Raw genomic sequence first — 18,571 nt, forward strand, 5'->3', positions numbered from 1 at the left:
CAGTACCGTGAGGGAAAGGCGAAAAGAACCCCTGATAGGGGAGTGAAATAGAACCTGAAACCGTATGCGTACAAGCAGTGGGAGCCCCCTCGTGGGGTGACTGCGTACCTTTTGTATAATGGGTCAGCGAGTTACTTTCAGTGGCAAGGTTAACCGAATAGGGGAGCCGAAGGGAAACCGAGTCTGAATAGGGCGACTAGTCGCTGGGAGTAGACCCGAAACCGGGCGATCTATCCATGGTCAGGATGAAGGTTAGGTAAAACTGACTGGAGGTCCGAACCGTAATCTGTTGAAAAAGATTCGGATGAACTGTGGATCGGAGTGAAAGGCTAATCAAGCTCGGAGATAGCTGGTTCTCCTCGAAAGCTATTTAGGTAGCGCCTCGTGTCTCACTCTCGGGGGTAGAGCACTGTTTCGGCTAGGGGGTCGTCTAGATCTACCAAACCGATGCAAACTCCGAATACCGAGAAGTGCAATCACGGGAGACACACGGCGGGTGATAAGGTCCGTCGTGAAAAGGGAAAGAGCCCAGACCGCCAGCTAAGGTCCCAAAATCATGGCTAAGTGGAAAACGATGTGGGAAGGCACAGACAGCCAGGAGGTTGGCTTAGAAGCAGCCATCCTTTAAAGAAAGCGTAATAGCTCACTGGTCGAGTCGGCCTGCGCGGAAGATTCAACGGGGCTAAGCCATGTACCGAAGCTGCGGGTGCATACCTTTGGTATGCGCGGTAGAGGAGCGTTCTGTAAGCCTGTGAAGGTGGATTGTAAAGTCTGCTGGAGGTATCAGAAGTGCGAATGCTGACATGAGTAACGACAAGATAGGTGAAAAACCTATCCGCCGAAAGCCCAAGGTTTCCTGCGCAACGTTAATCGGCGCAGGGTTAGTCGGCACCTAAGGCGAGGCCGAAAGGCGTAGTCGATGGAAAACGGGTTAATATTCCCGTACCGGCGGTGACTGCGATGGGGTGACGGAGAAGGCTAGGTCGGCCGGGCGTTGGTTGTCCCGGTTTAAGCGTGTAGGGAGTGTTCTTAGGCAAATCCGGGGACATAATTCTGAGACGTGACGACGAGTCTCTTTTAAGAGACGAAGTGATTGATGCCATGCTTCCAAGAAAAGCCTCTAAGCTTCAGGTCATCGTTGGCCGTACCCCAAACCGACTCAGGTGGGCGGGGAGAGAATCCCAAGGCGTTTGAGAGAACTCGGGTGAAGGAACTAGGCAAAATAGCACCGTAACTTCGGGAGAAGGTGTGCCCTCATGTACGTGTAAGGACTTGCTCCTGAAGCGGAAGAGGGTTGCAGTGACCAGGCCGCTGCGACTGTTTAACAAAAACACAGCACTCTGCAAACACGAAAGTGGACGTATAGGGTGTGACGCCTGCCCGGTGCCGGAAGGTTAATTGATGGGGTCAGCCGCAAGGCGAAGCTCTTGATCGAAGCCCCGGTAAACGGCGGCCGTAACTATAACGGTCCTAAGGTAGCGAAATTCCTTGTCGGGTAAGTTCCGACCTGCACGAATGGCGTAACGATGGCGGCGCTGTCTCCACCCGAGACTCAGTGAAATTGAAATCGCTGTGAAGATGCAGTGTACCCGCGGCAAGACGGAAAGACCCCGTGAACCTTTACTATAGCTTTGCACTGGACTTTGAATCGGCCTGTGTAGGATAGGTGGGAGGCTTTGAAGCGTGAACGCCAGTTTGCGTGGAGCCAACCTTGAAATACCACCCTGGCCTATTTGAAGTTCTAACCTAGACCCGTAATCCGGGTTGGGGACAGTGCATGGTGGGTAGTTTGACTGGGGCGGTCTCCTCCCAAAGAGTAACGGAGGAGCACGAAGGTGTGCTCAGCATGGTCGGAAATCATGCAATGAGTGTAAAGGCAAAAGCACGCTTGACTGCGAGTCAGACACGACGAGCAGGTACGAAAGTAGGTCTTAGTGATCCGGTGGTTCTGTATGGAAGGGCCATCGCTCAACGGATAAAAGGTACTCCGGGGATAACAGGCTGATACCGCCCAAGAGTTCATATCGACGGCGGTGTTTGGCACCTCGATGTCGGCTCATCACATCCTGGGGCTGTAGCCGGTCCCAAGGGTATGGCTGTTCGCCATTTAAAGTGGTACGCGAGCTGGGTTCAGAACGTCGTGAGACAGTTCGGTCCCTATCTGCCGTGGGCGTTGGAGATTTGAGGGAAGCTGCTCCTAGTACGAGAGGACCGGAGTGGACGAACCTCTGGTGTTCCGGTTGTCACGCCAGTGGCACTGCCGGGTAGCTAAGTTCGGACGGGATAACCGCTGAAAGCATCTAAGCGGGAAGCCCCTCCCAAGATGAGATCTCCCTGGGGGCTTGACCCCCCTGAAGGGCCGTCGAAGACCACGACGTTGATAGGCACGATGTGGAAGTGCAGTAATGCATGCAGCTAACGTGTACTAATTGCCCGTGAGGCTTGACCATATAACACCCAATGCGTTTGGGACATGTCGCGAACAACGTACAACTTTCCAGAATTGGAAGCCCTAAATAGTCCGGCCAAGCCGGTGGCTTTCCAAAGAATTCAGGCTAAAGGCCTAAACCCTTTTGCCTGGTGGCCATAGCAAGCGGGAACCACCCGATCCCATCCCGACCTCGGAAGTGAAACCGCTTAGCGCCGATGATAGTGTGGTTAAATCCATGTGAAAGTAGGACACCGCCAGGCTCTTAAACCCTAAACCCGACCCCTCAAGGTCGGGTTTTTTTTTGACGACTATAATTTCCGAGCTCGGCCACACCAGCCGGCGGCATCACGGGAGGTTTTTTAGGTCATGCGATTTGTTCCTGGGCAGCGTTGGATTTCCGATACAGAACCCGAGTTGGGGCTGGGGACGGTTCTTTCGGTAGAGGGCAATCGTGTTACTTTGCTGTTTATCGCCGCGGAAGAGCGACGCATCTATGCGCAAGGGAATTCGCCGTTGACTCGGGTACGGTTCGCGGTCGCCGATACCGTCGAGAGCGTCGACGGGTGGCGCATTCAAGTGAGTTCCGTGGTGGAAAAAGAGGGGCTGCTGGAATATCGCGGTAGGGACGAGGACGGCATCGAACGTACGCTCGAAGAGCTCGATATCAGCCATTTCCTCCAATTCAATAAGCCTCAGGACCGGTTGTTTACCGGCCAAATCGACGACGCGAAGTTGTACGCCTTGCGTTACGCGACGTTGTTGCATCAAGGACGAATTGACCGTTCCCCCGTCCGCGGGTTGGTTGGTCCTCGCACCAGCTTGATTCCTCACCAGTTATACATCGCTCACGAAGTGGCGACGCGCCACGCTCCCAGAGTATTGCTGGCCGACGAAGTGGGCTTGGGCAAAACCATTGAAGCGGGCCTGATCCTGCACCACCAACTACTAACCGGGCGGATTCGGCGGGTATTGGTAGTCGTCCCGGAGCCCTTGCTGCATCAGTGGCTGGTGGAAATGATGCGTAGGTTTAATCTCCGCTTCTCGCTGGTGGACGAGGATGCTTGGGAAGAAGAGCCAAACGCCAATCCATTTCTCGAGCACGATTTAGTGCTTTGCGCGCTGGGCGCCTTCATGCGCGAGCCGCAGCGCCAGCGTCAAGCGCTTGCGGCGCCGTGGGACACCATGGTGGTGGACGAGGCGCACCATCTGGAGTGGAGTTCGGCCCATGCAAGTCCGGAATATGTTTTCGTGGAGCAGCTTTCCCGGGCGATACCGAGTGTGCTGTTGCTCACCGCTACGCCAGAACAGCTAGGCAAGGCGGCGCATTTCGCTCGCTTGCGTCTGCTCGATCCGGATCGCTTTCACGATTATGAGCAGTTTCTTCAGGAGGAGAAATTGTATGAGCCTTTGGCTCACCTTATCGATCATCTGCTGGGCGAACAGCCTTTATCGCCGGAGGTGTTGGGGCAATTAAAGGATTTGGCTGCCCAGGACAAAGCCGAGGAATTGTTATCTCGCCTCAACGACGCCGAGGACGGTCCGGCGGCGCGCGAACGTCTACTGCGGCTTTTGTTGGATCGGCACGGCACCGGCCGCATCTTGTTCCGCAATACTCGCGCCGCGGTGCATGGTTTTCCCGAGCGAGTGTTGCACGCCTACCCGGTCGCATGCCCTTCGGATTTCGCCGCCGCCGCGGCAACGACGGGCGAAGCGCGCCTACATCCCGAAACCGCCGTCCCCCGAATCGACGGCGAAATTTGGTGGCGTCGCGACCCTAGAGTCGAGCGTCTCGCCGAGATATTGAAAACGCTCAAAGGCCAGAAAGTCTTGGTGATTTGCGCCGCCGACAAAACGGCGCTCGAGTTGGAAGAGGCGCTGCGCGTCCGCACGGGCCTGGGTACGGTGGTTTTCCATGCCGGCATGAGCATCATCGCCCGCGACCGGGCCGCCGCGTGGTTTGCCGACGCAGACCAGGGCGCGCAGGTGTTGGTGTGTTCGGAGATTGGCAGCGAGGGGCGCAATTTCCAATTCGCCCACCACATGGTGTTGTTCGATCTTCCGTACAACCCCGATTTGCTCGAACAGCGCATCGGCCGGCTGGACCGTATCGGTCAGCGAGAGAATATTCAGATCCACGTCCTGTATTTGGAGGACACTGCCCAAAGCGTGCTGTTCCAATGGTATCGGGACGGGTTGGACGCATTCAGCCGCCCCTGTCCGGCCGCACTGGCGGTGCTGCAACAGTTGGCGCCGCAACTGGACGAACAGCTGCAAAAAGCCGATCCGGCGGGAATGCAGCGTTTATTGGAGCAAGCCCGCCAGTTGACGGAAAAAATCCTGCGCGACTTGCATGAAGGGCGGGACCGCTTATTGGAGTTGAATTCCTGCCGATTGAACGATGCAAAGCGGCTGGTGAGCGCCATCGACGAGTTCGAGCAAGAGCACGGCGTTTGGGACTACTTGGAGCAGGTGTTCGACGGCTACGGCGTCAATGTGGAGGAGCATTCCGACGACTGCTACATCCTTACGCCCGGCGAAAATATGCTGATTCCGCACTTCCCAGAGCTGCTGGATGACGGCGTTACCGTCACGTTGAACCGCGATATCGCGCTGGCTCGCGAGGACATGCTGTTCCTGACCTGGGAGCATCCCATGGTGAGCGGCGCCGCTGATTTGATTCTCACCAGCGGCCACGGCAACGCCACGGTCAGCATGTTGTACCACCCAAACCTCGAAGACGGGCAACTGCTGTTGGAAGCGGTCTTCCTACTGGAGTGCTCGGCGCCGAAACAGCTGCAAATCGGGCGTTTCCTGCCGCAGACCTTGGTGCGCACTCTGATCGACGGAAACCTGCGCGACGTCGCTGCGGAAATTCCTTTCGACAGCCTGCACGACAGTGGGCAACCCATCGATAGGGTGCATGCCGCCGCCTTGGTGCGAAGCCAACAAAAGGTGCTCGCTCGCATGCTGCAAACGGCGGAGAAGGTCGCGCAAAAACAGGCGCCTGCTTTAGTTGCCGAAGCCGGCAAGGAGATGTTGGATACGCTCGGGGCCGAGTTGAAGCGGTTAAACGCCCTTAAAAAAGTGAACCCCGCCGTGCGCGCCGAGGAAATCGAGCAGCTAAGGCAAACCATCATCGACAGCCACGGTTACATTCAGTCGGCCCAATTGCGTTTGGATGCCGTGCGGGTGGTTTTGACGGTATGAAGAAGCCCGCGGGCGTGCTTGCCTGTGGCGGCCTGGCGCGGCCCTCGCGCCGATAGGCCGCAACGCCGCCGTGGATCGCATCGCCTATTTCATCACGCCGCACGGTTTCGGCCACGCGGCCCGCGCCTGCGCCGTTATGCAGGCGTTGCGGCAACTGCGCCCGTCACTGCAATTACACATCTATACGCGCGTGCCGCGTTGGTTTTTCCGCGATTCGCTGGGTGAGGACGGCTGGCAGTATCACGAGACAATGACCGACATCGGTTTGGTGCAGGCATCGCCGATGTCGGAAGACTTGCCGGCCACGCTGTCCGCGCTGGACGCCTTTCTACCGTTTTCCGATACGCTGGTGGAGCGCTTAGCGGCGCAGGTGGCGGCGCAAGGCTGCGAGCTGATTGTGTGCGACATCGCGCCGCTGGGCATCGCGGTGGCGCGGCGTGCCGGCATCCCGTCTGCGTTGGTGGAGAATTTCACCTGGGACTGGATTTACCAAGGGTATTTCGATGCCGAACCGCGTCTGGCCGCCCATGCCGACTATCTGGCGGCGCTGTTCGGCCTGGCGGACGTTCGCATACAAACCGAGCCGGTGTGCGTCCGCCGCCCCGCGCAACTGCACACGCCGCCGGTAAGCCGACCGCCCCGCAGGAATGGCGAGGCGGTGCGCGCCCTGCTCGGCATTCCCACGGGGCAGCCGCTGGTGTTGATCAGCTTCGGCGGAATTCCGCAAAACGACTTTCCCGCACTGGACCGGTTCCATACTCGCGACGACCACTGCTTCCTTATGCCGGGGGCGTCGTCCACGACGATCCAGCGGAACGGCAATGTCATCCGCTTGCCCCATCATAGCGGCTATTACCATCCCGATTTGATCCATGCCGCCGATCTGCTGGTGGGGAAGTTGGGCGCGAGCACGGTAGGCGAGGCTTGGCAGGCCGGCATCGCCTATAGCTATATTCCTCGCCCCGGCTTTCGCGAATCGGCGGTATTGGCCGAATTCGTGGAGCGGGAGCTGGGCGCCCAGATGATGGAGGAAAGCGACTTTCTGGCCGGGACCTGGCTGGACGAATTGCCGCGACGATTGGCGAATCGACGGGGGCCTCGCCAGGGCGTCGCCCCTGCGGAACAAATCGCGGGCCTGTTGCTGGGATTGGAATAGCGCTAACGCCTTCACGCTTTTGCGAATGGAATCGTGCCTGTTACACAACCGTAACATTCGCTCTTTAATATGGCAGCCCCGTTCCTACATGCCAGAGATATTGATGCGAATTGCCGCTGTTACCCGCTTAACCGGTTTTACCCTCATTTTGGTATGCGCCGCCCTGGCATGTCTCGGTTACCTTGGCATCGCCCGCTTGGACGAGCCTTATCGCCTCACCAGCGACTACTACGATCTTAAAGACGATCTTTCCGTGCGAATTCGCGGACTGATCGACGCCTACCTGGCCACGGGCGACGCGATGCGTTTGCAGGAAGCCGGAAACGCCATGGGATCCCTGATCGAACAGCGCTTGTCGTTGCTGCCCGAGGAGACGGCCGCCGGCATCCGTCCCCATGCCGAGGCGTTGCGGCAGGCGTTGGACACCGATTTGCGCGCATCCGGCAAGCTTTCCGGCGACAGCCAAGGCTTGTTGCTGAACGCCGAGCGAGAACTGGCCGCCGCGCTGGCGCGGCTCGGCGCATACGCGCGCGAGGGATACGCCGGCCACGCGGCGCTGGCGTTCCAGTATGCGGACAAGGGGCAGCAATTGGCTTTGGCCGTGCAACGTCTGGCCCATCAGCGCCAGCATTATTTCGATACCGGCAAGGACAGTAATCGCGACGCGCTGCTGGCCGCGCAAGCCGAAATCCAGACGCTGGTGACGGAGTTGGATTCCCTGCCGCGCCTGGGCGTCATGACCAAGGCGGACCAGGGCGAGGACGACTTGGTGGGGGGGGGGCAGCAGCGGGAGCCGGTGGAGAAAGGCCAGGAAATCGTCGGGGACCTGGCCTCTCTGGCCAAGCGCTATCCCTTGGAGCTCGAGCGTACCATCGCCCAGCGCTCGGCCGTTACCGCCAGCCGCGAGAAAGTCCAGGCTTTGTTGGGCGGTTTGCAGGAACAAATCGCCGCTGGGCGCGACACCATGCACGGCGTGCACAACACCATTCAAACCCGCATTCAATGGGGGCTGGCGGCATTTGTGATGCTGATCGTCGCCATAGCCGCCGCTATCGCCCACATGCAGCGGCAAATCCTGCTGTCCATCGGCGGCCTTATGGATTATTTCGCGCAACTCGCCACGGGCGACTTCCGTAAAGCGCCAGACGTGGACACGCCGTTGGTGGAAATCCGCGCCCTGGCGGAGTCTGCCGAGCGGTTGCGCGGTTACTTGCTGCGCATGATCGCCGACATGCGCACGGCGTCCGAGGACGTGAGCCTGGTGAGCGGCGACATCAACAGCACCGCGGAGCACATAGAGCAGGGAAACGTGCACCAGGAACAGCAAAGCCGCGAGGTGGCCGCTTCGGTGACGCTGCTGACCCATTCCATCAGTGAAGTGGCGGACAACGCCGGCCAAGCGGCCGAGGCCGCGGCCGACGGCGCCTTGGCGGTGGAGCAATGCGGCGTGCAAATGGACGCGGCCCTGCAGCGCATGAATCAGTTGGCGGGAGAAGTGGAGCGCACAGCCACCGCCATTTCCCGCTTGCAGGAAGATTCTCGCAGTATCGAGGCGGTGCTGGGGGTTATTCAAAGCGTGGCGGAGCAAACCAATTTACTGGCGCTTAACGCCGCTATCGAAGCGGCCCGGGCCGGCGAACATGGCCGCGGCTTCGCCGTGGTGGCCGACGAAGTGCGCCAATTGGCGCAACGCACGACTCGTTCCGCAGCCGAAATCCAGAACATCGTGCAAAACGTATTCGAGGCGGCGCAAGGCGCCGTTGCTGCCATGGAGGGACAGCGCGCGGAAGCCGACACCACCGTGGCGCAAACCCGCTTGGCCCACGAGGATTTGGGTCGGGTCGTGGAAACCATGGCCAGGGTGCGCGTGCTGAATGCGGACATTGCCGTTTATACTCAGCGGCAGGTGGCGGAAATCGCCACCATCGACAGCAGCTTGGCGGTCATGGCGGGAGCGATGGAGATCACTTCCCAGCAAGCCCGCAACGCCAAAGGCAGCAGCCAGCACTTGATGCAGGTGAGCGACCGGTTGGCTCGACTTGTGACGCAATTTCGGGTCGGCGCAGATATGCTCGAGACGGGAGGGACGAATCCGGAGTCGCCCGCTCAAATGGAGCGCGCGCGCCACCACTCGCATCAGGATGGTCACCCAAAGCATTCGTATACCGACAGCAGCCGCGCGCACGGCAAGCACCATCAGGAGTCTCTGGCGGCGATTGCGGTCGGCGAGTGACTGGCGTGACATGCCCGGCAAGCCTTCGAGGCCCGTCGTTCCGGCGCCGGGCGTGTGCCGGCTGTTGCCGGCGGGACGAATCTAGGAGGGAATATGGTCAGTTCGTTGTATGCGTCCGTATCGGCGCTGTTGCTGGCGGGCTTGTCGCTGCGCGTGATCAAGCTGAGACGGGCGAAAAAAATCAGTTTCGGCGACGGCGGCGATGCGGAGCTCTATGCGGCGATGCGCGCCCAAGGCAATGCGGCGGAATACATTCCCGTCGTGCTGATATTGTTGATATCGCTGGAGCTGCAGGGCGCCCACGGGGCGCTGGTGCACGTCGGCGGCCTGGCGGGGTTGGCCGGCCGTTTGTTGCATGCCCGGGGATTGTTGGCTCAGCGCCACGGCGATCGGGTGCTGGGTATGCAGCTTACGCTATTCACCCTGGTCGGATTGGCGCTGGCTAATCTGGGCTACGGCATCTATGCCGGTTTGCGCAGCGTGTTTTAGATGTAGTGATCCACCAGCAGCAAGGCGAATATCCCCATCAAGTAGACGATGGAGTAGCCGAAGGTTTTCATGGCCAGCTTGTTGCTGGCCTTTTTTTTCAGAGCGATGGCGTAGCCGAGAAACACCAGCCCCAAGGGCGCCGCGCCGGCCAGGTAGACCAAGCCGCTCATGTGGGTGATGTAGGGCAGCAGGCTGACCACCAGCAGCAGGATGGTGTAGAGCACGATTTGCAGTAGGGTGAACTCTACGCCGTGGGTGACCGGCAGCATGGGGATGTCGGCCTTGGCGTATTCCTCTCGCTTGGCGATGGCCAGCGCCCAGAAGTGGGGCGGCGTCCAGACGAAAATGATGAGGAACAGCAGCAGGGCGTAAGGCTCCACTTGGCCGGTGATGGCGCACCAGCCCAGCACCGGCGGGGCCGCGCCGGCGGCGCCGCCGATGACGATATTCTGCGGCGTCATGCGCTTGAGGTAGACGGTGTAGATTACCGCGTAGCCGATCAGCGACAGGAACGTGAGCAGGGCTGTGAGCGGATTCACCAGGAAAACCAGGATGGCCATGGCGACGGCGCCCAAGCCGCCGGCGAACGTCATCACTTTCACCGGGCTAAGCTGTCCCTGGGGGAGGGGGCGGCCCTGGGTGCGAGCCATTTGGGCGTCGGCCAGCCGGTCGATGTATTGGTTGATGGCGGCGGCGGAGGCGGCCGCCAGACCGATGCCCAGCGTGCCGTAAATCAGCTGGGGCAGCGGCGGCAGGCCCGGCACGGCCAGGAACATGCCGATCACCGCGGTGAACACGATCAACGCCACCACCTTGGGTTTGCACAAGGAGAGGTAGGTTTTCCAGGCGGTCGGGTGATGGGGCGTGGCGGTTGAATCCATTTGCACGGGCGCGTGGTTTAAAATAGGCTGCTTAATTCCCGCCGCTGCGCGGTCGGGCCATCCACTTTTGTGTCGAATCGGCGAGAGCTATGAAGACCTCGGTAAAAATCGCTGGGCTAATGTTGGGACTGCCGTTGCTGGCCTCGGCGGCCCAGTTCGATGTGCGCGAATTCAAATTGGACAACGGCCTCAAGGTACTGGTGAAAGAAGACCACCGGGCGCCCGTGGTGGTGTCGCAAGTCTGGTACAAAGTGGGTTCCAGCTACGAGCACGACGGCATCACCGGCATTTCCCACATGCTGGAACACATGATGTTCAAGGGCACGGACCAGCATCCGGCCGGCGAGTTCTCGCGCATCATCTCGGCCAACGGCGGGCGCGAAAACGCCTTTACCGGCGACGATTATACGGCATATTTCCAGAGCCTCGAAAAATCGCGGCTGGAGGTGAGCTTCGAGCTGGAGGCCGACCGCATGCGCCACCTCAAGCTGGACCAGGGCGAGTTCGCCAAGGAGCGGGAAGTGGTGTTGGAAGAGCGCCGCATGCGCACCGACGACCAACCGCGCGCCAAAACCTCGGAACAGTTCATGGCCATGGCGTTCAGCAATGGCCCCTATAAAAATCCGGTCATCGGCTGGCCGGAGGACATCAAGGGCTATCAGTTGGGCGACCTGCAAAACTGGTATGGCCTGTGGTACGCCCCCAACAACGCCACCGTGGTGGTGGTGGGCGACGTGCAGCCGGAGGCGGTGTTCGCGTTGGCGCAAAAGCACTTTGGCGGCTTGGCGCCCAGCCAATTGCCGGAGTTGAAAGCCCGTACCGAAATGGATCAAGCCGGCCTGCGCCGCATGACCGTGAAGCGCCCCGCCAAATTGCCCTTCCTGGTGATGGGCTACAAAGTGCCGGTGCTCAAGGGCGCTGCCGAGGAATGGGAGCCCTACGCCCTGGAAGTGCTGTCCGGTATTCTCGACGGCGGCAATGGCGCTCGTTTGGCGTCCCGTCTCGTGCGCGGCAAGCAGATCGCCGCCGAAACCGGCGTCGGCTACGACCTGTATTCTCGCCTGCCGACCCTGTTCACGCTGGAAGCCGTGCCGGTGCAGGGCCGCACGACCGCCGAACTGGAAAAGGCTTTGCGCGACGAGATTCGCCAATTGCAGGACAAGCCGGTGGCGGAGGAGGAAATGGCACGGGTCAAGGCCCAGGTGGTGGCGCACAAGGTTTACGAGCAGGATTCCGGCTTTTATCAGGCCATGCAACTGGGCATGCTGGAAACCGTCGGACTGGGATGGCCCAAGGCCGAGGAGTATCTCAACAAGGTCAAGGCCGTCACCGCCGAACAGGTGCAGGCCGTGGCGCGCAAATACCTGGTGGAGGATCGCTTGAGCATCGCCTATTTGGACCCCCTGCCCATCGCCGACAACAAATCGGTTTCCGAAACCCTGCCGGAGGGTGGCCATGTACGCTAAGTTCCTGAGTCTTTTCGTCGCCCTGTCGGCCCTAGTCAGCGTCGGCAGCGCCCACGCCGCGCCGGATATCCAGCATTGGACCACGGCGCAAGGGGCGCGGGTCTATTTCGTGCGCACCGAAGGCCTGCCCCTGGTGGACCTGCGCGTGGTATTCGCCGCCGGCAGCGCCCGCGACGGCGAACAGCACGGCGTCGCGTCGTTGACTTCCGCCTTGCTGGACAGCGGCGCCGGCGCCTGGGACGCCGACGCCATCGCCCAGCGCCTGGAAGGCGTGGGGGCCATCATGGGGACTTCGGCTTCGAAGGACTCCGGCTCCTTGTCCTTGCGCAGCCTGACCGACCCCGACAAGTTGAACGTGGCGGTGGACACCCTGCACGCGGTGCTGACCCAGCCGCGTTTTGCCGCCAAGGACTTCGAGCGGGAGAAAAAACAGGTGCTGCTAGCGCTTAAGGCGCGGGAAGAGTCGCCGGCCGAATTGGCGGCGGTGGCTTACACCAAGGCCATTTACGGCGATCATCCCTACGGCCACCCGTCCGACGGCGAAGTCGCCACCGTCGCCAAGCTGAGCCGCAACGATCTGCTCAAGTTCTACCAGCGTTACTACGTGGCGAGCAACGCCGTGGTGGCGCTGGTCGGGGACGTCGACCGGGCGGGAGCCGAACAGCTGGTTGAACGCTTGTTGGCTGGATTGCCGCAAGGCCAGCCGGCGCAAAGCCTGCCGGCCGTGGCGGAGCCCGCCGCCGCCGCCATGGTGAAGCTGCCGTTCCCTTCCGCCCAGACCCACGTGCTGGTGGGCGAGCCGGTGCTGCGTTACGGCGATCCCGATTACTTCCCGCTCTACGTGGGCAACCACATCCTCGGCGGCGGTGGCTTCGTGTCGCGCATTACCGAGGAAGTGCGGGAAAAGCGCGGCCTGTCCTACAGCGCCAACAGCTATTTCTCGCCGCAAGCGGGCAAAGGACCGTTCACCATGAGCTTGCAAACCCGCAACGACCAGAGCGAAGAGGCGCTGAAAGTGCTGATGGAAACGGCCAATAAGTTCATTGCGGACGGTCCTACCGACAAAGAGCTGGAAGCGGCCAAGAATAATATCGTCGGCGGTTTCGCCTTGCGCATCGACAGCAACCAGAAAATCGCCGAATACGTGGCGGCCATCGGCTTTTACGGCTTGCCGCTGGACTACCTGGATACCTTTATTGCCAAGGTGCAGGCGGTGACGGTGGTGGATGTGGCCAAAGCGTTCAAGGCGCGGCTCGATCCGTCGCGCTTCCAGACGGTGCTGGTGGGCGGCGGGGCGCCGTCCGCACGATGAGCGCCGGCAACCGTTTACGCATCATCGGCGGCCAGTGGCGCAGCCGGGTGATCGCTTTCCCCGACATGCCGGGGCTGAGGCCCACGCCCAACCGGGTGCGGGAGACTCTGTTTAACTGGCTGCAGTTCGAGCTGGACGGCGCCCGCTGCCTGGATTTATTTTCCGGCAGCGGCGCCTTGGGGCTGGAGGCCTTGTCTCGCGGCGCGGCCAGTGCCACCCTGGTGGAGGCCCAGTCCGGCGCCTGCATGGCCCTGCGCGACAATGTCCGCAAGCTGGGTGCGACGGCGGAGGTGGTGCAAAGCGACGCCATGCGTTTTCTGGCCGGTGCGGCCACGCCTTACGACATGGTATTTCTCGACCCGCCTTTCGGCGAAGGTTTAGCCTTGGATTGCTGCCGTTTGTTGGAAGAGCGCGGCTGGCTGTCTCCCGGCGCCATGGTCTACGTGGAAGCGGAGCGAACCTTGGTCCTGGACGGCCTACCGGATTGTTGGCAGTTGTGGCGCAGCAAAACCGCGGGCGCTGTGGGCTACCATTTGTTTCAACGCCGGCCGGCCGAAGGCGGCAGCAGCGGGAGCGCGACAACGTGAGGACAGCCATTTATCCGGGCACTTTCGATCCTGTGACCAGCGGTCATGTGGATTTGATCGGCCGCGCCGCGAGCATGTTCGACCGGCTGGTGGTGGCCATCGCCGAGAACAAAAACAAAGCGCCTTTGTTTACCTTGGCGGAGCGGGTGGAGTTGGTCAAAGCCGCCATCGCCCACTTGGACAACGTGACCGTGGTGGGATTCGACAATTTGCTGGTGGATTGCGCCAAACTGCATGGCGCCCAAGTCGTGCTGCGCGGTTTGCGGGCGGTGTCGGATTTCGAGTACGAATTCCAGCTGGCCTGGATGAACCGGCGCCTGTCGGCCAACTTGGAAACCATGTTCCTCACGCCGTCGGAGCAATACGCGTTCCTGTCCTCCTCCATGATTCGGGAAATCGCCAAGCTGGGCGGGGACGTGTCGAGCTTCGTGCCGGACGAGGTGCGGGCCGCTTTGGACAAAAAATTCGCAACTTAAGAGGGTTATGTTATGGCACTGCTGATTACCGATGAATGCATCAATTGCGACGTGTGCGAGCCGGAATGCCCCAACGGCGCCATTTCCCGCGGTGAAGAAATCTACGAGATCGATCCCAACCTCTGCACCGAGTGCGTGGGGCATCACGACAAGGCGCAGTGCGTGGAAGTCTGCCCGGTGGACTGCATCATTTCCGATCCGGACCACAAGGAAAGCAAGGACGATTTGATGGCCAAGTACCGCGCGTTGACCGGCTGAAGCCGGGGAAGCTTCGGCGCAAGCGGTAATGGCGACCTATAATCAAAGTCCAACCCGCGGTTTGGTTGAAGGACCGCCAGGGTATCCGCCCAGGAACGGCGCGCGGCATAATAAAAACAGAACGGGGACTGCGGTTGTGGACAATCTTAGCAGCGAGTTGCAAAACGCTATTCGGGCCTTGGAACAGGTCGGCGATCACGCCGGGGCGCACAGCGACGCGGTCGACGAATTGCTGGATCAGCTGTACCAGCAAAAAATGGATTTGGCCGGGGCTCCGCCCCATGCCGCTTCGCCCAACTACAAACAGGCGGTCGAAGCGATGCGCGCCGCCGGCGCCAAGGTGAAATCGGCCCAGCGCGATAAAAACCGCCTGGCCGATGCGTTGCGGGCGGTGTCGGAAGCCACCGCCAAGATCAACCGGGTGCTGGATAACGCCGCCTGAGAGTTTGTATGCACGGACTGTATTTGCTGGCGGCGATACTGCTGGAAGTGGCCGGCACTACTTGCATGAGGCTGGCGGAAGGTTTTACCCGGCCGCTGCCTTCCGTGCTGATTTTCGTCTTTTACGGCCTTTCTTTCGCCTGCATTACCCTTGCCCTGGAAAAAATCCAATTGAGCGTGGCCTATGCCATTTGGGCGGGCATGGGCACCGCGCTCATCGCCTTGATCGGCGTGGCGGTTTTTGCCGAATCCATGTCGCCGCTGAAATGGCTAAGCCTTGCCATGATAGCGGCCGGCGTGGTGGGCCTGAATCTGGACGGCGCGGCCCGTTGAGGCGATGACCGCTGCCGATCCGAACGAAGAGGCGCGCCGTTGGCTGGAACGTCGGGTTGGGCGTTGCCATGCCGCCATGCGCTTGGGTGTCGAAGAAGAGCGCGAGGCGCGCCTTTTCGGCCAGGGCCGTACGGTGTTCCACATCGAAAACTGGGGAGGCTTCCGCGGCTTGGTGCGGTTGGCGCTGCGGTTGTCGTTGATGGAGGGGCGGGGGCTGCGCAACGCCCGCGCCGTTCAGTTGCGCTGCAACGACTTCGTCTTGCCTCATTTGCCGCCGGTTTTCCAAGGCTACACGCTGCTGCACCTCAGCGATCTGCACCTGGATATGGGGGCGGGAATGCCCGATGCGTTGATCGAGGCGGTGGACGGCCTGCAATACGATGCTTGCGTCATTACCGGCGATTTTCGCGCCAAGACTTACGGGGCTTATCAAGCGGCCTTGGACGGCATGGCGAGGGTTCGGCCCCACCTCAAGGGCGATATTTACGCCATCCTCGGCAACCACGACAGCCTGCGCATGGCGCAAGGCTTGGAAGCCATGGGAGTGCGTTTGCTGCTCAACGAAACGGTGGCGCTACGGCGGGGCGGCTCGGTTATCCACCTGGCGGGTATCGACGATCCTCATTATTATCGGGCGGACAATCTGGAAAAAGCGGCCGACCCGATTCCGGCCGGCGGCGTGTCGCTGCTGTTGTCCCATAGCCCGGAGATCTATCGCCAGGCCGCCAGCGCGGGTTTCGACGTGATGCTGGCCGGCCATACCCATGGCGGCCAGATTTGCCTGCCCGGCGGCATTCCGCTCATCGTCAACGCCCGGGCGCCGCGGCGCTATTGTGTCGGGGCGTGGCGCCACCAGCGGATGCAGGGATATACCTCGGTGGGGTCCGGCGCCAGCATCGCCGACGCCCGCTTCAATTGCCCGCCGGAAGTGACGCTGCATCGGCTGCTGCAGGAATAGATTCCGGCGCGTTGCGCCGTCCTTATTCATAATTCATATTGTGTTTTAGCGAGATTTTGCATGGCTTGGATTTTGTTGTTGCTTGCCGGACTGGCGGAAATCGTTTTCGCCTTGAGCCTGAAATATAACGAAGGCTTTACCAAACTGTATCCCAGCTTGGTAACGGCCGCTTCGGGCGGCGCCAGTTTTTACCTGTTGATGCTGTCCCTCAAAACCCTGCCGGTGGGCACGGCCTACGCTATTTGGACCGGCATGGGCGCGGCCGGCGTGGCGGTGCTGGGGGTGTTTTTCCTGAAGGAATCCACCGATTTGTGGCGCTTGCTGTCCATCGCCTTGGTGGTGGTTGGCGTTATCGGCCTGAAATTGTCCCACGTGGAGTGAGCCGCTGCGGCGGGCCGCGGAAGCGCTAGACTTGAACGTTACTGAGGGGCGCGGCCCGCTCCCCTCGCGTACCGTGGGAGTAGCGCCATGCATACCTGTTGCAGACAAGTGAAAGACTTTTTGGATTACGGCCGTAGTCTTCACGGCGAAATCCAGGCGTTTTACGACAACCTCAACGAGCACACGGATAAAGAGCGGCTAAAAATGCTGCTGGGTTATTTGAGCCGCCACGAGCAGCGCATGGAGGAGAGCCTGTTGCGTTTCGAGCAGGTGACGCGCAAGGAGATTTTGGACGTGTGGCTGTCCCATGCGCCGCGCGTCAGCATTCAGGACATGATCGGCCAGTGCGGCGCAACGGAGGGCATGGGCTTGGACGAGATGGTGGACGTGGCGTTGAAATTCGACGCGGCCATGATCAAGCTGTATCGGGATGTGGCGGAGCACGCCGCGGATGCGCGGGTTAAAGGCGTTTTTCAAAATATCGTCGGCATGGAAGAGAGCGACGCCAACAAGCTGTTGTGCGACGTTTCGGCCATGCGGGAAATGTAAGCGGCGTCGATGGTCAACTACAATCCGAAATCCTGGTGGGGCCTGATCTTCCGCTTTCACAAAAGCGATACCTTCCGCATTCTGTTGCCGGCCTTGGTGAGCATCGCTCTGTTCACGGCCGCCATCGCTTATGTGCATGTGGTCTGGCTGCCGGGGTGGCTTGCCGGCACGCCGGTGGTGCATTCCCTGCTGGGCCTGGTGATTTCCCTGCTGCTGGTGTTCCGCACCAACACCGCCTACGAACGGTGGTGGGAGGGACGCCGGCAGTGGGGCGCCCTGGTCAACGCATCGCGGAACCTGGCGTTGAAGCTGGATGCGTTTTTGCCGAAGGGCCATGACAGTCGCGCCGTATTGGCCGGTTTGATGGGCGACTATGCGCAAACGCTGGCTCACCATTTACGCGGCCGGTTGCCGCCGGGCGTGTCCATGCCGGCGGGGCATGGCCCCAACCAGCTGGCGGCGCGTTTGTTGGGGGAATTGAACCGGCTTTACCGTCAAGGCGACATCAGCGGCGAGCAGCTGCTGTGCCTCAACGGCGACATCACCGCCTTCACCGACGTGTGCGGGGCCTGCGAGCGCATCCAAAAAACGCCCATTCCGTATTCCTACAGCCTGTTTTTGAAGAAGTTCATCTTCGCTTACATCGTCAGCATGCCGTTTTGCTTTGTGCCGCAGTTCCATTATTGGTCGGTATTGCTCGCCACTTTCATGTTTTATGTGCTGGCCAGCTTGGAATTGATCGCCGAGGAGGTGGAAAATCCGTTCGGCGACGATGCCAACGACCTGCCTACCGAACAGATCGCCGAAACCATTCGCCGCAATGTGCACGAGGCGTTGACGGTGGAGTGCCGGAGCTAGGCGCGCCGCCTGCTGATCGTCCGCCCCGATTCTTTAACGTCCGCGCTACGGAGCTATCCATGGCAACCCACCGCTTGGCGCTTCTCGCCCCCCTCCTTTGGCTGTTGGCCGGTTGCCTGGAGCAATCCCTGCAATTGAGCGTCCGCTTCGACCGCGTGGACGGCCTCAAGGCCGGCGACGCCGTGGTGTTTCGCGACCGTAAGGTCGGGCAGGTGGACGGCGTGGAATACACCAAGGACGGCGTGTTTTTGGCGCAAATCCACATCGATCCGGACTACCGCGCCGCGGCTACCACGGAAACCCGTTTTTACCTGGGGGCTGATCCCCTCCAAGCCGGCCGCCAGCGCGTCGAAGTGGAACATCCCGGCGGGGGGAAGGCGCTGGCTGACGGCGCCGTGGTGGATGGCCGCAGCCGGCGTGGGTTGGAAGGGGTGTTTCCTTGGGGGGAGATTTTCAATGAAGCCGCGCGCGATAAATGAACGGTCAGCGGCGCGATAAATGCGCTTACTGGGCGTTGCGCGCACGGCAACAGAATTGCATATAGTAGAAACGGCA

Annotated in this window: 17 protein-coding genes and 2 rRNA genes (1 of these 19 only partly in view); 18 read left to right on the forward strand and 1 reads right to left on the reverse strand. The window is 60.7% G+C overall.

Annotated features, from left to right (window positions below; all coding sequences use genetic code 11):
- The 6 genes from K5607_RS01400 to K5607_RS01425 form a co-directional block, all read left to right on the forward strand.
- Nucleotides 1-2,450: ribosomal RNA gene (locus K5607_RS01400) — 23S ribosomal RNA — on the forward strand (it extends 443 nt beyond the left edge of the window).
- Nucleotides 2,451-2,576: 126 nt separating this feature from the next.
- Nucleotides 2,577-2,691: ribosomal RNA gene (gene rrf, locus K5607_RS01405) — 5S ribosomal RNA — on the forward strand.
- Between the two features lie 106 nt (nucleotides 2,692-2,797).
- Nucleotides 2,798-5,638: an RNA polymerase-associated protein RapA gene (gene rapA / locus K5607_RS01410; protein WP_221047995.1), complete on the forward strand. Its 2,841-nt coding sequence runs from the start codon at nucleotides 2,798-2,800 to the stop codon at nucleotides 5,636-5,638.
- A gap of 70 nt (nucleotides 5,639-5,708) precedes the next feature.
- The gene (locus K5607_RS01415) at nucleotides 5,709-6,794 is read left to right on the forward strand and encodes a glycosyltransferase family protein (protein ID WP_221047996.1); all 1,086 of its coding nucleotides are present in this window, start codon (nucleotides 5,709-5,711) and stop codon (nucleotides 6,792-6,794) included.
- Nucleotides 6,795-6,897: 103 nt separating this feature from the next.
- Nucleotides 6,898-9,027, forward strand: a complete 2,130-nt coding sequence (locus tag K5607_RS01420) for a methyl-accepting chemotaxis protein (RefSeq protein ID WP_221047997.1) — start codon at nucleotides 6,898-6,900, stop codon at nucleotides 9,025-9,027.
- Between the two features lie 93 nt (nucleotides 9,028-9,120).
- Nucleotides 9,121-9,516, forward strand: coding sequence for an MAPEG family protein (locus K5607_RS01425; protein ID WP_054773854.1), 396 nt, complete (start codon nucleotides 9,121-9,123; stop codon nucleotides 9,514-9,516).
- Here the strand turns inward: K5607_RS01425 and cyoE are convergent.
- The gene (cyoE, locus tag K5607_RS01430; RefSeq protein ID WP_221047998.1) at nucleotides 9,513-10,397 is read right to left on the reverse strand and encodes a heme o synthase; all 885 of its coding nucleotides are present in this window, start codon (nucleotides 10,395-10,397) and stop codon (nucleotides 9,513-9,515) included. The genes K5607_RS01425 and cyoE overlap by 4 nt on opposite strands.
- Nucleotides 10,398-10,486: 89 nt before the next feature.
- On the opposite strand from cyoE, the gene K5607_RS01435 reads away from it, so the two are divergent.
- The 12 genes from K5607_RS01435 (at nucleotide 10,487) to K5607_RS01490 (ending at nucleotide 18,495) form a co-directional block, all read left to right on the forward strand.
- Nucleotides 10,487-11,863 carry a M16 family metallopeptidase gene (locus K5607_RS01435; protein WP_221047999.1) on the forward strand — a complete coding sequence of 459 codons (1,377 nt, stop codon included), beginning with the start codon at nucleotides 10,487-10,489 and terminating at the stop codon, nucleotides 11,861-11,863.
- Nucleotides 11,853-13,175, forward strand: coding sequence for a M16 family metallopeptidase (locus tag K5607_RS01440; RefSeq protein ID WP_221048000.1), 1,323 nt, complete (start codon nucleotides 11,853-11,855; stop codon nucleotides 13,173-13,175). The genes K5607_RS01435 and K5607_RS01440 overlap by 11 nt, the downstream gene beginning before the upstream one ends.
- Nucleotides 13,172-13,762 carry a 16S rRNA (guanine(966)-N(2))-methyltransferase RsmD gene (gene rsmD, locus K5607_RS01445; RefSeq protein ID WP_221048001.1) on the forward strand — a complete coding sequence of 197 codons (591 nt, stop codon included), beginning with the start codon at nucleotides 13,172-13,174 and terminating at the stop codon, nucleotides 13,760-13,762. Before K5607_RS01440 ends, rsmD begins: the two co-directional genes overlap by 4 nt.
- A complete protein-coding gene (gene coaD / locus K5607_RS01450) occupies nucleotides 13,759-14,238 on the forward strand; it encodes a pantetheine-phosphate adenylyltransferase (protein WP_054773475.1) in 480 nt (159 codons plus the stop codon). The genes rsmD and coaD overlap by 4 nt, the downstream gene beginning before the upstream one ends.
- A gap of 12 nt (nucleotides 14,239-14,250) precedes the next feature.
- A complete protein-coding gene (locus tag K5607_RS01455) occupies nucleotides 14,251-14,496 on the forward strand; it encodes a YfhL family 4Fe-4S dicluster ferredoxin (RefSeq protein ID WP_054773476.1) in 246 nt (81 codons plus the stop codon).
- A gap of 136 nt (nucleotides 14,497-14,632) precedes the next feature.
- A complete protein-coding gene (locus tag K5607_RS01460) occupies nucleotides 14,633-14,938 on the forward strand; it encodes a hypothetical protein (RefSeq protein WP_054773477.1) in 306 nt (101 codons plus the stop codon).
- Between the two features lie 8 nt (nucleotides 14,939-14,946).
- Complete coding sequence (locus tag K5607_RS01465) at nucleotides 14,947-15,270, forward strand: DMT family transporter (RefSeq protein ID WP_221048002.1); 324 nt, start codon at nucleotides 14,947-14,949, stop codon at nucleotides 15,268-15,270.
- Nucleotides 15,271-15,274: 4 nt separating this feature from the next.
- The gene (locus tag K5607_RS01470; protein ID WP_054773486.1) at nucleotides 15,275-16,228 is read left to right on the forward strand and encodes a metallophosphoesterase; all 954 of its coding nucleotides are present in this window, start codon (nucleotides 15,275-15,277) and stop codon (nucleotides 16,226-16,228) included.
- Nucleotides 16,229-16,288: 60 nt separating this feature from the next.
- Complete coding sequence (locus tag K5607_RS01475) at nucleotides 16,289-16,609, forward strand: DMT family transporter (RefSeq protein ID WP_054773478.1); 321 nt, start codon at nucleotides 16,289-16,291, stop codon at nucleotides 16,607-16,609.
- An 87-nt stretch (nucleotides 16,610-16,696) separates the two neighbouring features.
- On the forward strand, nucleotides 16,697-17,158 hold the full coding sequence (locus tag K5607_RS01480) for a ferritin family protein (protein ID WP_156302408.1): 462 nt from the start codon (nucleotides 16,697-16,699) through the stop codon (nucleotides 17,156-17,158).
- Nucleotides 17,159-17,167: 9 nt separating this feature from the next.
- Nucleotides 17,168-18,016, forward strand: a complete 849-nt coding sequence (locus K5607_RS01485) for a bestrophin family protein (RefSeq protein ID WP_054773480.1) — start codon at nucleotides 17,168-17,170, stop codon at nucleotides 18,014-18,016.
- Between the two features lie 59 nt (nucleotides 18,017-18,075).
- Nucleotides 18,076-18,495, forward strand: coding sequence for an MlaD family protein (locus K5607_RS01490; RefSeq protein ID WP_082411493.1), 420 nt, complete (start codon nucleotides 18,076-18,078; stop codon nucleotides 18,493-18,495).
- Nucleotides 18,496-18,571: the final 76 nt, after the last annotated feature.

Source organism: Methylogaea oryzae, assembly GCF_019669985.1.
Classification (GTDB): domain Bacteria; phylum Pseudomonadota; class Gammaproteobacteria; order Methylococcales; family Methylococcaceae; genus Methylogaea; species Methylogaea oryzae.

Coding starts and splice junctions, on each gene's coding strand:
- rapA (WP_221047995.1), top strand. CDS start 2,798: ATGCGATTTGTTCCTGGGCAGCGTTGGATTTCCGATACAGAACCCGAG.
- K5607_RS01420 (WP_221047997.1), top strand. CDS start 6,898: ATGCGAATTGCCGCTGTTACCCGCTTAACCGGTTTTACCCTCATTTTG.
- K5607_RS01425 (WP_054773854.1), top strand. CDS start 9,121: ATGGTCAGTTCGTTGTATGCGTCCGTATCGGCGCTGTTGCTGGCGGGC.
- cyoE (WP_221047998.1), bottom strand. CDS start 10,397: ATGGATTCAACCGCCACGCCCCATCACCCGACCGCCTGGAAAACCTAC.
- K5607_RS01435 (WP_221047999.1), top strand. CDS start 10,487: ATGAAGACCTCGGTAAAAATCGCTGGGCTAATGTTGGGACTGCCGTTG.
- K5607_RS01440 (WP_221048000.1), top strand. CDS start 11,853: ATGTACGCTAAGTTCCTGAGTCTTTTCGTCGCCCTGTCGGCCCTAGTC.
- rsmD (WP_221048001.1), top strand. CDS start 13,172: ATGAGCGCCGGCAACCGTTTACGCATCATCGGCGGCCAGTGGCGCAGC.
- K5607_RS01455 (WP_054773476.1), top strand. CDS start 14,251: ATGGCACTGCTGATTACCGATGAATGCATCAATTGCGACGTGTGCGAG.
- K5607_RS01465 (WP_221048002.1), top strand. CDS start 14,947: ATGCACGGACTGTATTTGCTGGCGGCGATACTGCTGGAAGTGGCCGGC.
- K5607_RS01470 (WP_054773486.1), top strand. CDS start 15,275: ATGACCGCTGCCGATCCGAACGAAGAGGCGCGCCGTTGGCTGGAACGT.
- K5607_RS01475 (WP_054773478.1), top strand. CDS start 16,289: ATGGCTTGGATTTTGTTGTTGCTTGCCGGACTGGCGGAAATCGTTTTC.
- K5607_RS01480 (WP_156302408.1), top strand. CDS start 16,697: ATGCATACCTGTTGCAGACAAGTGAAAGACTTTTTGGATTACGGCCGT.
- K5607_RS01485 (WP_054773480.1), top strand. CDS start 17,168: ATGGTCAACTACAATCCGAAATCCTGGTGGGGCCTGATCTTCCGCTTT.
- K5607_RS01490 (WP_082411493.1), top strand. CDS start 18,076: ATGGCAACCCACCGCTTGGCGCTTCTCGCCCCCCTCCTTTGGCTGTTG.